The sequence below is a fragment of the Mucilaginibacter inviolabilis genome (genome assembly GCF_011089895.1).
Lineage (GTDB): Bacteria > Bacteroidota > Bacteroidia > Sphingobacteriales > Sphingobacteriaceae > Mucilaginibacter > Mucilaginibacter inviolabilis.
In genome coordinates, this window is the sequence record NZ_JAANAT010000005.1 from 204,004 (window position 1) to 221,879 (window position 17,876).

19 protein-coding genes are annotated in these 17,876 nt (G+C 40.5%); 17 read left to right on the top strand and 2 right to left on the bottom strand.

From position 1 onward, the window contains the following. Positions 1–18: 18 nt before the first annotated feature. The 15 genes from G7092_RS27530 (at position 19) to G7092_RS27600 (ending at position 11,336) form a co-directional block, all read left to right on the top strand. Positions 19–735: a hypothetical protein gene (locus G7092_RS27530; protein ID WP_166094926.1), complete on the top strand. Its 717-nt coding sequence runs from the start codon at positions 19–21 to the stop codon at positions 733–735. A 167-nt stretch (positions 736–902) separates the two neighbouring features. After that, positions 903–1,283: a glycine cleavage system protein GcvH gene (gene gcvH / locus G7092_RS27535; protein WP_166094929.1), complete on the top strand. Its 381-nt coding sequence runs from the start codon at positions 903–905 to the stop codon at positions 1,281–1,283. Positions 1,284–1,430: 147 nt separating this feature from the next. Next, entirely contained in the window at positions 1,431–1,811 is a 381-nt protein-coding gene (gcvH, locus tag G7092_RS27540) for a glycine cleavage system protein GcvH (RefSeq protein WP_166094931.1), read from the top strand. Next, the gene (locus tag G7092_RS27545; protein WP_166094933.1) at positions 1,812–2,207 is read left to right on the top strand and encodes a VanZ family protein; all 396 of its coding nucleotides are present in this window, start codon (positions 1,812–1,814) and stop codon (positions 2,205–2,207) included. A 393-nt stretch (positions 2,208–2,600) separates the two neighbouring features. Continuing rightward, complete coding sequence (locus G7092_RS27550; RefSeq protein ID WP_076373926.1) at positions 2,601–2,816, top strand: FeoA family protein; 216 nt, start codon at positions 2,601–2,603, stop codon at positions 2,814–2,816. 11 nt (positions 2,817–2,827) lie between these two features. After that, positions 2,828–4,942, top strand: coding sequence for a ferrous iron transport protein B (gene feoB / locus G7092_RS27555; RefSeq protein ID WP_166094935.1), 2,115 nt, complete (start codon positions 2,828–2,830; stop codon positions 4,940–4,942). 161 nt (positions 4,943–5,103) lie between these two features. Continuing rightward, positions 5,104–5,715 carry a SprT-like domain-containing protein gene (locus tag G7092_RS27560; protein ID WP_166094937.1) on the top strand — a complete coding sequence of 204 codons (612 nt, stop codon included), beginning with the start codon at positions 5,104–5,106 and terminating at the stop codon, positions 5,713–5,715. Between the two features lie 142 nt (positions 5,716–5,857). Continuing rightward, positions 5,858–6,496 carry an MBL fold metallo-hydrolase gene (locus tag G7092_RS27565; RefSeq protein WP_166094939.1) on the top strand — a complete coding sequence of 213 codons (639 nt, stop codon included), beginning with the start codon at positions 5,858–5,860 and terminating at the stop codon, positions 6,494–6,496. Between the two features lie 118 nt (positions 6,497–6,614). Beyond that, positions 6,615–7,790, top strand: coding sequence for an FtsX-like permease family protein (locus G7092_RS27570; protein WP_235953956.1), 1,176 nt, complete (start codon positions 6,615–6,617; stop codon positions 7,788–7,790). 9 nt (positions 7,791–7,799) lie between these two features. Continuing rightward, positions 7,800–8,267: a hypothetical protein gene (locus tag G7092_RS30860; RefSeq protein ID WP_202985446.1), complete on the top strand. Its 468-nt coding sequence runs from the start codon at positions 7,800–7,802 to the stop codon at positions 8,265–8,267. A gap of 105 nt (positions 8,268–8,372) precedes the next feature. Beyond that, positions 8,373–8,744 (top strand): 30S ribosome-binding factor RbfA, encoded by a 372-nt coding sequence (gene rbfA, locus G7092_RS27580; RefSeq protein WP_166094943.1) that lies wholly within the window; start codon positions 8,373–8,375, stop codon positions 8,742–8,744. Positions 8,745–8,753: 9 nt separating this feature from the next. Continuing rightward, positions 8,754–9,440 (top strand): peptidoglycan DD-metalloendopeptidase family protein, encoded by a 687-nt coding sequence (locus G7092_RS27585; protein WP_166094945.1) that lies wholly within the window; start codon positions 8,754–8,756, stop codon positions 9,438–9,440. 27 nt (positions 9,441–9,467) lie between these two features. Next, positions 9,468–10,085: an SMI1/KNR4 family protein gene (locus G7092_RS27590; protein ID WP_166094948.1), complete on the top strand. Its 618-nt coding sequence runs from the start codon at positions 9,468–9,470 to the stop codon at positions 10,083–10,085. Between the two features lie 63 nt (positions 10,086–10,148). Next, the gene (locus tag G7092_RS27595) at positions 10,149–10,823 is read left to right on the top strand and encodes an energy transducer TonB (protein WP_166094950.1); all 675 of its coding nucleotides are present in this window, start codon (positions 10,149–10,151) and stop codon (positions 10,821–10,823) included. A gap of 27 nt (positions 10,824–10,850) precedes the next feature. Continuing rightward, positions 10,851–11,336, top strand: a complete 486-nt coding sequence (locus G7092_RS27600; RefSeq protein WP_166094952.1) for a hypothetical protein — start codon at positions 10,851–10,853, stop codon at positions 11,334–11,336. Here the strand turns inward: G7092_RS27600 and G7092_RS27605 are convergent. Next, on the bottom strand, positions 11,325–12,143 hold the full coding sequence (locus tag G7092_RS27605) for an SGNH/GDSL hydrolase family protein (RefSeq protein ID WP_166094954.1): 819 nt from the start codon (positions 12,141–12,143) through the stop codon (positions 11,325–11,327). The genes G7092_RS27600 and G7092_RS27605 overlap by 12 nt on opposite strands. A 131-nt stretch (positions 12,144–12,274) precedes the next feature. Further along, on the bottom strand, positions 12,275–12,841 hold the full coding sequence (locus G7092_RS27610; RefSeq protein ID WP_166094956.1) for an RNA polymerase sigma-70 factor: 567 nt from the start codon (positions 12,839–12,841) through the stop codon (positions 12,275–12,277). 244 nt (positions 12,842–13,085) lie between these two features. On the opposite strand from G7092_RS27610, the gene G7092_RS27615 reads away from it, so the two are divergent. Further along, a complete protein-coding gene (locus G7092_RS27615) occupies positions 13,086–14,144 on the top strand; it encodes a FecR family protein (protein ID WP_166094959.1) in 1,059 nt (352 codons plus the stop codon). 173 nt (positions 14,145–14,317) lie between these two features. Further along, on the top strand, positions 14,318–17,854 hold the full coding sequence (locus tag G7092_RS27620; RefSeq protein ID WP_166094961.1) for a TonB-dependent receptor: 3,537 nt from the start codon (positions 14,318–14,320) through the stop codon (positions 17,852–17,854). Positions 17,855–17,876: the final 22 nt, after the last annotated feature.

Below are 17,876 nucleotides of genomic sequence, written 5' to 3' on the forward strand. Positions count from 1 at the left end.
TGAAAGGAGCCTGAAAAAATGAGTTCATTGGGTGTAAACTGGTTTATTGAGGGATATATTGATTTTGAGCAAAAAAAGTACGTCCTGTTGAATTATTTACAGGAAATTAACCGCCACTTTGATAAGAGTCGGTTATATCCTAACCTGGCCGATCTTATTTTTCACTACAATAACCTGGTTGATTTTAGAAAGAACAAAACGGTGCTCCAGCAAGCCTTTCCACAGCGTTTAACGCAGGCGGACATCGATGCAGTAAAGCTTACCTATCAAAAGATCATTAAAGACGATCAAAACATGCAGGAGATTGAACAGATCATCGCCTATGCTATGTCGCAGATGAATCCTGCTATACAAACCGGTAAAGAGATTTATGATTTTGTAGAGAGTCGCCTTAATATCGACCCGGTAGGTATTGTGCCACTGATGCCTTATCACGGCTATTTTTCGCTACGAAACGGCAAGGAGCGTACTAACTGGATATACGAGTATCACCTCACTATTTTTGAAGATAAGGATGATAAATACCGCGGCATCAACATATCCTTTATTGATACTTATGAGCACAGTATCACCAATACGCCCGAGGCCATGAAACTGAACCTGATTAATCGTAACAAATTTTTACCTAACCCAGCGGTATATTATGTACACAGCGACATCACCTTCCCATTAGAGCAAACCTTATTACCGGTAGCTAAGAGAAGCTTGGTAAAATATATTTCGAACGCGGCATAAACCGTTTCCAAACCATGATTTACACGATTAAGGGATTATGATAATTTGATTGATAAAATCGTTCTAATCCCTTAACCGTGTAAAAACTCATTGACTAAAATGAATGCGCCTTACCCCTTGTAGTGGTACAAAGTTTTATTATTTTTAACCAACCAAAACCAACAAGCATGAATTTTCCAAGTAATTTAAAATATACCAAAGACCATGAATGGGTACTTGCTGAGGGGGACACAGCAACTATAGGTATTACCGAATTCGCGCAGCGCGAGCTGGGCGATATTGTTTTTGTCGACATCCCTACCGTAGGAAAGAAAATTGACGCAGAGGACGTTTTTGGTACAATAGAGGCTGTAAAAACCGTATCTGACGTATTTATGCCCGTTGCCGGCGAGATCATTCAATTTAATGAAGAATTAGAAAGTGAGCCCGAATTGGTAAACTCTGATCCTTATGGCGATGGCTGGATTGTTAAGATTAAGCTCAAAGATCCAAAATCTGTTAATTCGCTTTTGTCTGCAGACGATTATAGAAAACTGGTAGATCAGTAAATTCTTTTCCTGTGCTATTGATCTAAAGGTCGTGATATTTCGTCTATTTTTGCTGGAATCCTGAAAGTTTATTGCCTATAACAATAAATTAGAAGATATTGTGAGAGCCTAAAGTTTTACTATTTTTGAGCTCACAAAATTAACAATATGAATTTTCCAGCTGAGTTAAAATACACTAAAGATCACGAGTGGATACGCATTGAAGGCAAAGAAGCAACTGTAGGCATTACCGAATTTGCACAGCGCGAATTAGGCGATATTGTTTTCGTTGATGTTCCTACCAAAGGAAAAGCACTTGAACAAGATGAAGTTTTTGGAACGATAGAGGCTGTAAAAACTGTATCTGACCTATTTTTACCCGTTGCCGCCACCATTATAGAAGTTAATCCTGATTTAGATGGAGAGCCCGAACTGGTGAACACCGACCCTTATGGCGAAGGCTGGCTGGTTAAGATTAGCATTGCTGATGCAGCATCTGTTGATTCATTACTATCAGCCGCAGATTATGAGGCTTTGGTAAATGCTTAAATGAAAATATTTCTAAAATATCACGGGCTCACTATTTTGTGGGCCTTATTTGTTTTTACCATGTGCGCCGTTGATCTGGGAGATGCCGGCAAATCGCCGATGTTTTTCCCGGGCTTTGATAAGCTGACCCATACCGGCTTCTTTTTCACGCTGGTAGTACTTTTATGCAATGGGATAATAAGGCAACAAAAACCGCGGTCGCTCTCGTATAAACAGATAGTTTTAGTTACAATAGTTGCCATTTTTTTCGGTGGGCTGATAGAGATCCTTCAGCTCACCCTTTTTACATGGCGCAGTGCCGAATGGGGTGATCTTTTTGCAGACACTTTGGGGACCTGCATGGGCATGTTCGCGATATTGGTTACATTAGGAGCAACGGGTTATGGTAAAAAATAAATTCATTGTATTAGGCGTATTCGTACTATTGATGAGCCTATCATCATGTGGCATATTTAAAAAAAGCTGCAACTGTCCGCATTTTTCTGATGTGCAGATACACAAATCTGCAGATGTGCAGATGATGGGATAGTTTCCACCTATCATAAGCGGCTTTTAACCATGATCGGCCATTGCTCTCTATACGGTAAACAGAGGTTCTGCCTATCGGGGATTGCTTCGTGCCTCGCAATGACGAGTGGGAATAATCTGCACATCCACATATCTCCTTGTCATTATTTTATCATTTCTCATCCACACATCCAAAATCTGCACTTTTGCACATCAATCGCGCACTCCTTATTTGGATTTAATATAAATAAGATTACATTTGCTGTGGTTTAAAATTATACGATGACACTTTCACAACTTGAAGTAGGCGAAATAGGAATTGTAAAGGAATTTACTGATTTGGAAATGTCGGTAAAGCTGATGGAAATGGGTTGCCTGCCGGGCGAGGAAATAAGAATTTCACGTATTGCCCCTCTTGGTGATCCCATCGCTATCCATGTTTCGGGCTACCAGTTAAGTCTGCGTAAATTTGAGGCCTCCACCATTGTGTTGCAGTAGTTTTATAAAAATTGAAAGCCGATATAAGAGTTGCACTTGTAGGGAATCCCAACACCGGTAAATCAACTCTCTTTAATATACTAACCGGTCTTAATCAAAAAATAGGAAATTTTCCTGGGGTTACTGTCGACAAAAAAACAGGTTTTTGCCAGTTGCCTGATGGCCGCACCGCCGAGATCATTGACCTGCCAGGTACTTACAGCATCTACCCCAAAAGTAAAGACGAATCTGTTGTATTTTCGGTATTGGCCGATAAGGCCAAAGGATTAACACCCGATTTGATCGTGGTGATATTGGATGCTTCAAATCTCAAGCGCAACCTGTTGCTTTATACCCAGATAGCCGATTTGAAAATACCCATAGTGGTGGCTTTAAACATGATCGATGTATCTGAAAAAGCCGGCATTGATATCGATATCAACCTGTTTGCTAAAAAACTGGGAGTTCAGGTAGTCCCGATTTCAGCACGCAAGATAAAAGGTATTGACCAGCTTAAAAATGCCATTGCCTACACCAATAAAATCGCCCTGCAACAGGATACCATTGATGTAGAAGTTATTGCCCCGCAAATTATAGCGCAGATCAAAAACGACCTGAAGATCGATAACTCCTACCTAGCCCTGCAACTGGCGCATCAGCATGAAACGTTAAGCTATCTTTCGACAGAACAAAGCGACCGGATAGAGAAACTGGAACAGGAGTTTTCGTTCCACTCGCAAAAGTCGCAGGCTACGGAAACCATCGCTCGCTATAATTTCATCAACGATTTATTATACGATACCGTTAAAAAGCCCGAAACAGCCCATGACGAAACCGTAAGTAATAAAATTGATAAGATATTGACGCATAAAGTGTTCGGCTTTGTGATCTTCTTCGCCGTACTGATGTTCATTTTCCAGGCTATCTTTTCCTGGTCGGCCTACCCTATGTCATTGATCGGGGATCTATTTCTCTGGTTACAAAAAGTGATCAGCAATATACTGCCTGCCGGGCCGCTGGTAAGTTTAATAGTTGATGGGGTGTTGGCTGGTTTAAGCGGCGTAATGGTATTTATACCACAAATAGCCATACTTTTTGCGCTGATATCGATACTGGAAGATACCGGTTATATGTCGCGTGTTACATTTATGATGGATAAAGTGATGCGCAAAGTTGGCCTCAACGGCAAATCGGTAGTGCCGCTTATTGGTGGTTTTGCCTGCGCGGTGCCTTCTATCATGAGCACGCGTAACATCGAAAACTGGAAAGACAGAATGATCACCATTATGGTTACCCCTTTGGTAGCCTGTTCTGCCCGTCTACCTATTTACACACTGATGATTGCCCTGGTGGTACCTAACCGCAATGTATGGTGGATCTTCAACCTCCAAGGCCTGGCGCTTACTGCCATGTACCTGCTCAGCATCGTTTCGGCAGTTACCGTAGCCTTTGTCATGAAGTTTGTTTTAAAGGCCCGCGAGCGTGGATACTTTATAATGGAACTGCCAGTGTACCGTATGCCCCGTTGGAAAAATGTAGGCTTTACGATGTATGATCGTTCCAAAACGTTTGTACTGCAGGCCGGGAAGGTGATCATAGCCGTATCAGTAATATTATGGGTACTGAAATCATATGGCCCCGGAGATACCTTTGCCAAAATCGATCAAAAATATCATCAGCCACAATACACCAAAACCATGACGCCAGATAGCCTCACCAAAGTTATCGCGTCTGAAAAACTGGAAAGCTCCTATGCCGGTGTATTCGGTCACGTAATTGAACCGGTGATTAAACCACTGGGCTTCGACTGGAAGATAGGCATAGCGCTTATCAGTTCTTTTGCCGCCCGCGAAGTGTTTGTAGGCACCATGGCCACCATTTACAGCGTGGAAGGCGATGCTGACAAGATGGAATCGGTGCAGCAAAAAATGCATAGTGCTACTAATCCCAATACCGGGCAACCCGTGTTTACGCTGGCAGTGGCGTTTTCGCTCATGATGTTTTATGCCTTTGCCATGCAATGCGCCAGCACAGTAGCCGTAGTATACCGCGAAACCAAGAACTGGCGCTGGCCAGCTGCGCAATTTGCTTATATGACCGTATTGGCCTACACCGCCAGCTTTATTGTTTACCATTGGTTGAAGTGAGGTCTTGGTTCATGGTTGATAGATCATAGTTCATGGTTACTTGATTTTCGAATCATGAACAGATAATAATCTCTTTGTCATTACTTAAAAACTTCCGGCTATGATCTATGAACCATCAACTATGAACTGATGAAATCCCTATATTTGTGTAGAGGTAAAAATTGGATAAAGTAAAAGTTTTAGAAAAGTATCTTCCGCCAGACGCGGCGCCCCTGATTGGCCGCTGGATAGATTACTTTAAATGTGAGTTTAAAATTTCGCGTAATCGCGGTAGTAAATTTGGTGATTACCGGGCACCTTACGGTGGTAAAGGCCATCGCATCTCCGTTAATTACGATCTTAACCCATACGCTTTCCTGGTAACTACGGTGCATGAATTTGCGCATCTGCATACCTGGAACGAGCATAAGCAAAAAGCCAAACCACACGGCACCGAGTGGAAAGCCAACTTCAAAAAAATGATGCAGCCTTTTTTTGAAAAAGACATTTTCCCTGCCGATGTAAAACACGCCATCACCAGCTACCTGAACAACCCGGCAGCATCAAGTTGCTCAGATTTAAATCTATACCGCTCCCTACGCAAATATGACGCGCCAAAAGAATCTGTACTCACCGTAGAAAAAGTACCACTGAAAGCGCTATTCAAAATAAAAGGCGGCAGGATTTTCCGCAAGGAAGAGCAATTGCGCAAGCGCTTTAAATGTACAGAGATAGCCACCAAACGGGTTTATTTGTTTAGTCCGGTTGCTGAGGTGGAGTTGGTGGAAGATTAGTTTTAATTTCCGAATTCGGATGTTCGATTCCGGATTTATTTGAGCCTCATGTTAAGGTTCTGAAATCAAAAATTTCTAAATTCTTTAAATCCGAAATCGAACATCCGAATTCCGAAATCAATTAAATCCTTACTTTTACGCCATGGCAAAAGTTAAATCATTTGTAAATAATCCTTACCAGGAAAATACTTACCTTTTATACGACGAAACCGGCGAATGTGTCATTATCGATCCAGGCATGTATACCGCTTCCGAACAAAATGCAGTTACCAATTTTATAAAGGATAATAATTTAACGCCGGTAATGCTGTTAAACACCCATTGCCATATTGACCATGTGCTGGGGAATAAATTTGTATTTGATCAATACGGATTAAAACCAAAGTTCCACATAGGCGAATCAGAAATACTGGCCGCAGTGGTAGCTTACGCGCCGCAAATGGGGATCCGTTATGAAGTATCACCCTTACCCGATGAATATCTGCCAGAAACCGGAAGCATACAATTTGGTAACACCACCCTATATCTGATCTTTGCACCCGGTCATTCACCTGCATCCTTGTGTTTTTATGATAAAGAAGCCAATATCCTGATAGGCGGCGATGTGCTATTCAGGTTGAGCATTGGCCGGTATGATCTCCCTGGTGGAAATTTTAGCACGCTGATGGATAACATCACTACCAAACTGTTTCGCCTGCCCGATGATTGTACGGTTTATCCAGGCCACGGTCCTGAAACCACTATCGGTTACGAAAAACAAAACAACCCGTTTTTAAACTAAAAGTCAAAATTAAAAAGTCAAAAGTCCTTCGCAACTCATAACTTGCAACTTACAACTCTAAAACTAATTGAACACCTCGGTATATATCGCTAAAAGGTACTTGTTTTCGGGCAAAAAAATGCACGCTATTAACATCATTTCGGGCATTTCTATGCTCGGCGTTTTAATAGGCAGCGCGGCGCTTATCATTATTTTATCGGTATTTAATGGTTTCGAAAAAGTGATCCTATCGTTGTATAGTAACTTTACACCCGAAATAAAGATCGAGACCCGGCTCGGTAAAACTTTTAATCCGGATACCCCTTACTTTAATACATTACACCAGGATAAACGCCTTATTTCCTATACACAAGTACTTCAGGAAAAGGCCCTGATCAAATACGGCGACAAAACTTTTTTAGGAACCGTAAAAGGTGTAAGCGACGATTTTTTAAAAAATAAGCGTTTAGATAGTACCGTGCAGGTGGGCTCCTTCACCTTAAAAAGCGGCGGCCAAAACTTCGCGGTTATTGGCGCAACTATCCAAAATAATCTTGGCATTAATGTCCATGATGAGCTTTCACCCATACAAATATATTCGCCCCGGCGAGGGACCGAAAGCTCAGACAATCCGCTTAATGAATTTGTGGTTCGTTCCATCAATCCATCCGGCGTGTTTGGTATACAGCAGGAGTTTGATGATATCGTGGTAACACCACTCGAATTTGCCCGCGATCTGCTCGATCAGCCCAAAGAAGTATCATCTATTGAGCTTACCTATAAAAAAGGCACTGATCTTGCATCTGTACAAAACAAAATAATAAATGATATCGGCACAAAGTTCACCGTAAAAAACCGTAAAGAACAAAATACCGAACTGTACAAAACATTAAATTACGAACGTTGGTCGATATTCATGATACTTACCTTCGTGCTTATCATAGCTATATTTAACATTATTGGTTCCTTAACCATGCTGGTGATTGATAAGCGTAAGGATATTGCCATACTTAGTAGTCTGGGCGCCAACAAGCAAACCATTCAAGGTATTTTCTTTTTTGAGGGGATGATGATATCATTCATAGGTTGCATTGCCGGCATCATTTTAGGTTTGATATTCTGCTTGTTGCAACAGCATTTTGGCTGGATAAAAATGGGCGCGCAAATGTCCGTAATTGATGCTTATCCGGTTGATATTAACCCGGTTGATGTTGGCCTGGTATTTTTAACAGTTGGCATTATTTCTGTAATAGCATCGGGCATCAGCGCACGATTAAGTATTAAAGGTTTAGATGAAATCAAACAGGATTTGTAAATTTGCATTATGAGGATAGTTTCAAGCCAACAGTCTTTAGTCGGAAGTCCTAAGTCAAAATCTCTTTTTTCCAGACTTCTGACCTACAACTCAGAATTAAAGACTAAGCAAGTGGGAGGTATTAAATATTTCGCGTTCTTATTTGTGTTAATTGCTGCATGCTCATGTAACAGGAACCAGTCAAAAACTAAAGAACCAACGATTTTTAAAGGCTTGTACAGTTTTGGCCCCGAAATAAAGTCATTCAAGGATTGCGATAGCGGCAGAGAGTTTTGGGTTACCGACAGCTCGGCCCAATTAGAACTGCAATACTCACAACTCAATTTCGAAAAACCTTACGAGCCCGTATATGTTGAGGTTGAAGGTATCAAATCAAAATCTGGCAAAGAAGGTATGGGATCTGAATATGACAGTACCCTGGTTGTAAAAAAAGTTATAAAAATAACCAAAGAGATACCCCAGGACATTTGCAATTAATAACTTATTATTAATAGCTTTAATTATTCATAACGCCTGCTATATTTCAGCCGTTTAAACCAAATAAATAAAACTCATTTGCCGCAGTGGCGTTAATTAACTATTATGGAATCAAAACGTCAGCAAAAATTTGCCGGAGTAATACAGCAGGACCTGGCCGCCATATTTCAGCGCGAAGGCATGAACTATTTGCCCAATACCCTGGTAACCATTACTAAAGTACGCGTAACGCCAGACCTGGCCATTGCCCGAATATTTTTAAGCTTTTTTGGCAACAATAATTTGCAGTTGGCCCTGCAAACCATCAAATCGCATGCTTCCGAGATCAGGTATAAACTGGGAGCCCGCATTAAAGACCAGGTAAGGATCATTCCGCAATTGGAATTTTTTGTAGATGATACCAGCGAATATGTGGAGCGTATGGACAAGATATTTGAAAAAATAAGCAAAGAAGAGCGCCAGCCCGATACTGAATAATATTGACGGATGGATCCGCATGCCCGCCTACAAGCGTATTTGCAAAATAACCCCGCCACCATTGGCAAAGTGGTTGACTATAATGCCGGCACCGACCGGCTTTTTTCATTGGATTTTACCGCTGCCAACACCGAGCTCAACATGGCCATTATTGCAGATACACAGCAATTTAGTGATTGGGTAAGTGAAAAGCTAAAAACCAACAATTGTCGCTACGGCATTGGTGGCTATATGGAGCACCGCACCATTTATGCCATGAGCCCGCATTTTGATACCGATAATGAACCACGCCGCCTGCATCTGGGTGTTGATATCTGGGGCGATGCGGGCACGCCCATCTATTCACCATTTGATGGCACGGTACATAGTTTTCAGGATAATAATAACCTGGGCGATTACGGCCCCACTATTATATTGCAACACAACCTCGATGGCTTAATCTTATACAGCCTATACGGCCACCTGAGCCGTAAAAGTTTGGATGGGCTGACTGTTGATATGCCTATCCATAAAAACCAACAGATAGCCACGCTGGGTAACAACCAGGAGAATGGTCAATGGCCTCCGCATCTACATTTTCAGCTCCTATATAACATGGAAGGCAAACAGGGCGACTATCCGGGAGTATGCAAATATTCTGAAAAGGAAAAATATGAATTGAACGTTCCCGACCCAAAACTAGTGCTGGGGTTTTAGAACTTTAGATTTTTATAAAATAGATTTATGAATACTATATCTGAGAGTTTCGAAATCATTCTTAAAAAGCAACATGAATGGAATTATCTTTTTCCCAGGATAATAAGAAAACCAGCAAGCATGCAGGATATCCTTAATATTGAATCAGCACTTGAGATTACCTTTAATAACGAGCTAAGAGAACTGTATTTATTTGCAGATGGGACGGATATTGATAACATTACCCCTTGTGGGCTTACAGGCTTAATACCTATTCATAACTTTTTAAGCTTAGAAAACGCCGTCCAATATTATAACATGAGTATAACCTTTGAAGAAAGCTTCCATAATTGGGAACAAGACTTCCAGGTTAATAAAAAATTATTCCCCTTTTTGGAAGATGGTGCCGGTAACTGCTATTGGGTTGATTTAAATGAAAGGACCAATAATTACGGCCAAATATTTTGGACAAACACATTTGGTCAAGATCCTGACTATACGTATACATCGCTCACAAACATGTTCAATGTAATTGCAGAGTGTTACAAAACAGGAATCATAACTATTGATAACGAAGGTTACCTTACTTGTGACTATGATGCCTTTAGACATCTTTCCCGGGCATATAACCCAGAGCTATTGTTTTACACTGATAATTATAATTAGGAGATTAATTACTAAGCTCTTCACATTAAACTTTATATCCGTTTTATTGTCGATATTTATAGTATGATAAAGCGCTTGTTTATCCTCTTTACGCTGATGGTGATAATAGACCATGTGGCTTCTGCCCAACCCGCTTTTAAGGGCGGGCAAAACGCGCTTATGGATTTTTTACGAACCCAAATTGTATACCCTGAATACTCCAGCAAAAACTGTATTTCGGGGACTATTGATGTGGCTTTCCGGCTTGACCATCAAGGCAAAGTAACCAGCGCCAACGTACAGCAAGGCCTGGGTATCGATCTGGACGACGAAGCCCTCCGGGTTATTAAATTGACATCTGGCCATTGGACCATACCTGCTGATTATAACGAGAATACCAACCTGGTACAACCTATCCGCTTTGATCCTTCCCAAACCAATTGTGGCACCCTGAATAGCGCAGCAAATATGCAAGCTGCTATTGACGATTATAAAAACAGACAGGAGTTAGAAAATGCCGTTACCAATTACTACATCAACAAATACAAGGGCAAGGCCGACACCAGCAAAGAGCCCACAATTCTGGCCTTAAAAAAACAACTGGGTTTTGACGACGAGTTAATTGGCGATCTGCTAAAACAGGCTAATCAAAAATTAAAACAGGGAGATAAAGAAGGCGCCTGTACCGACTGGACCTTTATCCGCAACATAGGCAGCGATAAAGCCGACAGTTTTATTAAAAAATATTGCGGGCAATAATATTTATAAAATCTCTACATTCACTGCATGGTTCAACACGAACAGCAACTACGCAAAAAGGTAAAAACCTGGATCATTATATTTATCATTGGCTTAGTATTAAGTGGCGTAACTGCCTTTCCTATCGAAACAGAACTGACCTTTTTCGCAACGCATGCTCAGGTTTTTCCTGCCTTTATGCAGCCTTGGATCATGAAGGTTTATCTGGCCGTAAAAACCACCAATCAAAACTACTCTTACCTAAGTTACGGTACTGATTGGTTGGCATTTGGTCACCTGGTAATAGCCATGGCATTTGTAGGCCCGTTAAAAGATCCTGTAAAGAACATCTGGGTTATCCAGTTCGGGATGATCGCCTGCGTCATGGTCTTTCCACTGGCCTTCATCGCCGGCCCGATACGGGGTATACCCATTTACTGGCGCTTAATTGATTGTTGTTTCGGCATTTTTGGCATTATACCGCTTTATATCTGCTATCGCGACATTAAAAAGCTGGAGACCTTAACTTCCTAAAGGCAAAATCATTGATTGCGGTTTAGAGACGACTATATTTCTGTTTCCCATCGGAACCGCCGAATTATTCCGATGCAGCTGATCCAAAATATATTGCACAATCAATTTGCCCATCTTTTGTTTTCCGGCTGTCGAAAGATGCCCGCTATTGCGATACAGTATTTTATGCTTCTCGTAATCATCACACACCATGTTAAAAGGCACTACAATGGTTGAATCCTGAAGATGAGTGTCCTTTAACAATTGACCAACCTGCTTTCTGTAATCATCAAGACTACCGGTGCTGCCATTATCAATAATTAAAGAGGCTACTTCATTACGGGCTTTTTGTAATACGTCAAGACTATCGGTTGTTTCTTTAAAACCAAAGTCGGGCATGGTTACAAAAACAGGTTCAATATTATTTTTCAATAAATCACCAATAATGAGCGAGCAGTAGTAAGCGTAAAATTTAGCACCCATCTCACCGGTAGCATCGCTGGTGCCTGCCAAAACAATGCAGTAATCAAGGTTGTGATGTAAAATTTCGCTGCTTGAGTAAGGCGTACCCGGGCTTGTATACAGGTTGTCATAGATCTGTTTTGTTTTGGCTTCGGGCTCGCCAAATGAAATGATCTCTGTTTTTAGACCATGTTTTAAAAACTCATTGCTAATAATGGTATCCAGTGTAGTTCCGCTGGCCCAGCTATCGCCTATAATACCAATCCGGAGTACTTCGTTCCTGTGTTTTACCTCATGCCGGGATATGTGCCTTGGCTCAAAAGAATATCTTTTATACAAGTAATAACCAAATTCAGCTAACAGCATACCTGTTAATAACAACAACAGCTTTATTCGCATACTTATATCCAGTTACAAAAGGGGGTTACGTAACAGCACTATTTTACGATCAAATATCCGATAAAGATTTGCTTTTTGTAAAAAAATTTCAGGTGTAATTATAGAAAAAACAGGTAGGTTACGTGTTTTAAAGTTTGCCGCAGTTTTTCAAGTGCTATGCCCACTTGGCGCTCAACCGTTTTGGGCGAAATATTGAGTTTACTGGCAATCTCTTTATACTTCATATCGCTGAAACGGCTCATCACAAAAATTTCGCGGCATTTTTCGGGCAGGGTATTAATAGCTGCGTTAATTTGATGGGTTAATTCTTTTTCTTCGTACCCGCTTTCAACCGTGTTACGTACCTCATCAAAAAGATTATTCTTTTCCAGGTAAGCCACATATAAATTCTCTATTTTCTGATGTTTTAAATAATTCAGGCTCCGGTTTTGTACCATTTTAAATAAATAAGAGCCTACCGAAGTTGAAAAAGTAACTTCATGCCCCTTCTCCCATAAAAGAGCGAAGACATCAGCAACAATTTCTTCAGAAATAGAAAGATCATTTACAAAACGATTGCAAAAAAGCGTAAGCCGGGTATAATAAAGCTTAAATAAAGCCTCAAATGCCCTTGTGTCGCCTTGCGTAAGCTTGGTAATGAGTATTTCGTCGTTTTTAGTAATCATTTATTCATAATCCAATCAAAATGAGGCACTTTTTAAAAAACTTTAACAAGTTAGATAAAAAAAATTAAATGTTTCAAATTTAATATGGAAATAATGATAAAGTAATTATAAAACATTTTGCATAGTGTAATATAAACACAATTAATTCGGGGTTTTAAAGCCCATTACCGAATATCTACAAAAAAATATTTTCAAAGTCTTTGAGGGTAAGCCGTTTTTTGATTGTCTTGCTATTATAATAAGAATGGATAACGACGAGATAAAACTATTATTGGTAAAGTATATTACCCGAGAGGCTGATGAGCAGGAGACAGACCGGGTAAGGGAATGGGTAAAAGCACATCCGGAAAATGAGCAGTACTTTGCGCAGCTGTATGAGGCCTGGCAAAATATGATGTACCTGAAGCCGGAGATTGTTGATGAAGAAAAAGCATATCAAAAATTTTTATCGACCATACCGCGGGAAACTAAATACAGACAATTATATAAATGGAGCAAGATAGCAGCCGTTGTAGCGCTGTTTAGTGTGCTTTCCGTTTTCTTGATAAGGCATTATTCACAAAATGTGCAAAGCATCAGAATAGTATCTGTTAATAAAGGAGGTATTAAAAAAATAGTTTTAATGGATGGTACACTTGTTTGGCTAAACGCAGGCAGCAAGTTAAACTACAATACTGATTTTGGTAAAAAAAACCGGACAGTTTATTTAGAAGGAGAGGCATTCTTTGAAATAGCACCCGGAAAAAAAACTATCCCCTTTATTGTTAATACAAAAAATTATACCATCAGGGATATCGGCACCAAGTTTAATTTGAAGTCATACCCTAACGACTCTTTCTTTGAAACAACGGTTATTAAAGGTGAGGTTTCGGTTGAGGGCAATGTTGATAACAATACCCGCGAAATGAGCCGTATATATGTTAAACCAAGGCAGGTACTGCGGATATATTATCAGCAACAGAAAGAAAAATACACCTATAACTCAGATGATCAAACAACCAAAGAGCTGAACGAGATCCAGGTTTTACAAGTCGACTCGGCCAATATGGATAAGTATGATGGCTGGAAAGAAGATTTGCTGGTATTTGACGGCAATACGCTCAATGAAATATCCAGCGTACTGGAGCGCCGGTACAATGTAAAAATAATCATCAATGATGCCGGGCTACAAAATTTAAAATATTCCGGAAGCTTTAAAAATATAGCCACTATTGATAAAGTATTGGGCTTAATAAAAGGAAATACAGACATTGATTATACTATAGATGGCAGTACTGTAACCATTACCAAAAGAACCAACTAATCAACTATAAAACATAAACCATTAAAAAAGCAGCTATGGCAAAAAAATAACTCCTCTCTCCTTTCAATAAAAAAACCCGGTGTGCGCTAACACTCCGGGCTATGTAAAGAATTAATAGCTAATACCCTACGCTTGGGGAAGCATTGTATTAACTAATTAACAAACACAAATTTATGATAAATTTTGACAGAAAATCTGTAATGGCTGTGCGTGCATGGCAAAAAACCATTAAAATTATGAAGCTTGTTACTGTTTTGCTCTTTATGGGTATAATGCACATACATGCTGCCGTTTATTCACAAAACGTTTACAATTTCAATCTCAATAATATCTCGGTAAAACAGATGTTCAAGCAGATAGAAAAAAACAGCAAATACACTGTTTTTTACCGACTTGACCAGGTAAATACCGACAAAAAAATAAGCGTGGAGTTACAGGACGCCAGCATCGAAATGGTGATGAAAAGTGTGCTTCAGAACCAGTCATTAACTTTTCAGGTAGTTGATGATATCATTATTATCAAACCAGCAGATGGTAAAGCTATTGCAACAGTTACCGTAAGCGGTATAGTTAAAGATGTAAGCGGCACTCCATTGCCCGGAGTAAGCGTTAAACTGGCCGGTAGTTCATTAGGTACCGTAACTGATCTTAATGGTAAATACAGCCTTACACTACCCGACGGTAGCGGTACGCTGGAATTTACTTTTTTGGGGTTTACAACGCAGCGTATACCGGTTAATGACAAAACCAGCATAAACGTAACCCTGGCAGAAGAGTCAAAATCATTAAATGAAGTTGTTGTTGTAGGTTATGCTACACAAAAGAAAAAGGATCTGACTGGTGCCGTAGCTGTTGTAAACGTAAAAGATCTTAACAAACAAGCATCATCGTCGGTAAATAGTCAACTTCAGGGGCAGGCTTCCGGCGTAACGGTTACAGGCTCAGGCCAGCCAGGCGAAGAACCACAGGTACATATACGCGGGTTTAATACCTTTGGTAATAACACCCCTCTTTATGTAGTTGATGGTGTTGAAACCTATGACATCAGTACCATTAACCCGAATGACGTAGAGTCATTACAGGTGCTAAAAGATGCCAGTTCAGCTTCTATATATGGGGCGAGGGCTGCAAATGGAGTTATCATCATTACAACCAAAAGGGGCAAAGGCAAGGTAAACATCCAATATGATGCTTATTACGGCTCACAGGTACCTAAAGGCGGTAACGTTTGGAATACTATTACTCCGCAACAATTAGCTGACCTCAAATTAACCGCAACAAAAAATTCGGGCATTACCGACCTTACTGACCCTTTATACAATCCAACTGGCACAGGGACAACTTTTACCTTACCTGACTACATTACACCTGCAGGAGCCAAAAACGGCGATCCATCTGTTGATCCATCAAAGTATTACGTAAATCCACTCTACACATCTGCCAATGATTATAATAATTTTTACAGAATAACCAAGGCTAATAAAGCTGGCACCGACTGGTATCATGAGATATTTAAATCGGCCCCGATGACCAGTCATAATATATCATTAAGTGGCAGCACAGAACAAGCCAGTTACCTGTTCTCCTTAAATTATTTCAATCAGCAGGGCACTTTGATAGATACCTACTTAAAACGGTACAGCCTGCGTTCCAATACAAACTTTAATATCACCAAACACATTAGGGTAGGCGAAAATCTTTCTTATTCTATCACCAGAAACCCACAGGTTAGCACCAATAACCCCGATGGTGTAATTGCACATGCACTTAGGGAGCAACCTATTATACCTGTGTATGACATTATGGGCAATTATGCAGGGAGCTACGGAACTGGTCTTGGCGATGCCAACAACCCTGTAGCTATACAACAACGCACCAAAAACAACGCAACAACAAGCTATCGTTTATTGGGTAACGTATTCGCCGAAGCCGACATTATCAAAGGATTAACCCTGAGAACAAGTTTTGGCGGCGACATTGTGAACAGCAATGATCATTCGTTTACCTATCCAACCTACGAAAACGTTGAGAATTCAACCATAAATACTTATACCGAAAATGCCAATAATAACTATAGTTACAACTGGACAAATACACTTTCTTATAAAAGGATATTTGGCAAACATGACCTGACCGTTGTAGTTGGTACAGAGGCAATAGACAGTCATACCAGCAGCTTAGGGGGTAGCATACAAGGCTTTTATACATTTGATCCCAATTACGTAAGTCTTTCAACCGGAACAAACAATAAAAATACTTACAGCAGCAAAGCATCATCATCTCTGTTCTCGGAGTTTGCCCGCTTAGATTATATTTATAACAATAAGTATCTGTTTAATGCTACTGTTCGTCGTGATGGGGCTTCTGTATTTCCGGTTAATAATCGTTACGGCTACTTTCCTGCCTTTAGTGCCGGTTGGCGTATATCGCAGGAAGATTTCATGAAGAACATCAAATGGCTTACCGATCTTAAAATAAGGGGCGGTTATGGTATAATGGGTAACCAGATCAATATGGGGGCACAAGACCCTTATATTACTTTCAGCAATAATATTGGTCAATCCTATTATCCGCTTGATGGCACAAGTAATCTGACTCCTGGTTTCTATCAGCAACAGATCGCTAATCCCAATGCTGTATGGGAAAAAGATGGCAACTCCAACTTTGGATTTGATGCCACTTTATTTGATGGCAAAATTGCGGTGACTGCTGATTATTACCGGAAAGACATTAAAGACCTCCTATTTCAAGCCAACCAGTTGGCAACTGCCGGTAACGGTAAATTGCCTCAGCAAAATGTTGGCAAAATGAAAACAGACGGGTTAGATGTTTCTATTACGGGCAACTTTAAAGCCAGCAGCGACCTTAGCTTTAATGCTACTGGAACTATAACAACTTACAATAATAAAATTTTAAAAGTATCTGATGATGCTGACTACTTTACAGGTACATCAACAAGTCGTTTCGATGGCCCTATTACCCGTAACCAGGTTGGGCACTCTATGGGCGAATTTTATGGTTATCAAATAGTAGGTTTCTGGAATAACCAGAGCCAAATAGACGCAGCTAATGCCAGCGCTCAAAAAATCACTAATGACCCAAATGCGGTTTATCAATCAGATGTAAAGGTTGGCCGTTTCAGGTATAAGGACGTTAATGGCGATGGTATAATTACGTCTGCCGACCGTACTTTCATAGGAAATCCCAATCCCAAGATTACTGCTGGCTTAAACCTGGGCGTAAACTATAAAAACTTTGATGCCAGCGTATTTTTATATGGTTCCTTTGGCAATAAAATCTGGAACAGCGTAAAATACTGGAGAGATTTTTATGCTTCATTCGGAACTGCTAAAAGTTATACTGCCCTTAACGACTCATGGACACCTACCCATCAAAATGCTTCGGCCCCGATACAGGAGCTGGATGCATCAACCAGCAGCGGCGCTACTCCTAACTCTTATTTCGTAGAAAACGGCACCTATGTACGTATGCGTAACGCCCAGATTGGCTACACCTTTAATTTGGCATCACTAAAAAAAGTAGGGATCCAAAAACTAAGGATCTATGTATCGGGAACTAACCTGTTTACGCTAACCGGCTACAAAGGGGTTGATCCGGAGCTTGGCGGCACAACAACAGATTTTGGTATTGACGAAGGAAGCTACGCCAGTCCGCGCACTTTCTTATTTGGAGTTAATTTTTCATTATAACATTAATACTACGGAGGATTAC

What these genes read in the sequence shown, in the direction of transcription:
- G7092_RS27530 (WP_166094926.1), top strand. Translation starts at nt 19, where the DNA reads ATGAGTTCATTGGGTGTAAACTGGTTTATTGAGGGATATATTGATTTT.
- gcvH (WP_166094929.1), top strand. Translation starts at nt 903, where the DNA reads ATGAATTTTCCAAGTAATTTAAAATATACCAAAGACCATGAATGGGTA.
- gcvH (WP_166094931.1), top strand. Translation starts at nt 1,431, where the DNA reads ATGAATTTTCCAGCTGAGTTAAAATACACTAAAGATCACGAGTGGATA.
- G7092_RS27545 (WP_166094933.1), top strand. Translation starts at nt 1,812, where the DNA reads ATGAAAATATTTCTAAAATATCACGGGCTCACTATTTTGTGGGCCTTA.
- G7092_RS27550 (WP_076373926.1), top strand. Translation starts at nt 2,601, where the DNA reads ATGACACTTTCACAACTTGAAGTAGGCGAAATAGGAATTGTAAAGGAA.
- G7092_RS27565 (WP_166094939.1), top strand. Translation starts at nt 5,858, where the DNA reads ATGGCAAAAGTTAAATCATTTGTAAATAATCCTTACCAGGAAAATACT.
- G7092_RS27570 (WP_235953956.1), top strand. Translation starts at nt 6,615, where the DNA reads ATGCACGCTATTAACATCATTTCGGGCATTTCTATGCTCGGCGTTTTA.
- G7092_RS30860 (WP_202985446.1), top strand. Translation starts at nt 7,800, where the DNA reads ATGAGGATAGTTTCAAGCCAACAGTCTTTAGTCGGAAGTCCTAAGTCA.
- rbfA (WP_166094943.1), top strand. Translation starts at nt 8,373, where the DNA reads ATGGAATCAAAACGTCAGCAAAAATTTGCCGGAGTAATACAGCAGGAC.
- G7092_RS27585 (WP_166094945.1), top strand. Translation starts at nt 8,754, where the DNA reads ATGGATCCGCATGCCCGCCTACAAGCGTATTTGCAAAATAACCCCGCC.
- G7092_RS27590 (WP_166094948.1), top strand. Translation starts at nt 9,468, where the DNA reads ATGAATACTATATCTGAGAGTTTCGAAATCATTCTTAAAAAGCAACAT.
- G7092_RS27595 (WP_166094950.1), top strand. Translation starts at nt 10,149, where the DNA reads ATGATAAAGCGCTTGTTTATCCTCTTTACGCTGATGGTGATAATAGAC.
- G7092_RS27600 (WP_166094952.1), top strand. Translation starts at nt 10,851, where the DNA reads ATGGTTCAACACGAACAGCAACTACGCAAAAAGGTAAAAACCTGGATC.
- G7092_RS27605 (WP_166094954.1), bottom strand. Translation starts at nt 12,143, where the DNA reads ATGCTGTTAGCTGAATTTGGTTATTACTTGTATAAAAGATATTCTTTT.
- G7092_RS27610 (WP_166094956.1), bottom strand. Translation starts at nt 12,841, where the DNA reads ATGATTACTAAAAACGACGAAATACTCATTACCAAGCTTACGCAAGGC.
- G7092_RS27615 (WP_166094959.1), top strand. Translation starts at nt 13,086, where the DNA reads ATGGATAACGACGAGATAAAACTATTATTGGTAAAGTATATTACCCGA.
- G7092_RS27620 (WP_166094961.1), top strand. Translation starts at nt 14,318, where the DNA reads ATGATAAATTTTGACAGAAAATCTGTAATGGCTGTGCGTGCATGGCAA.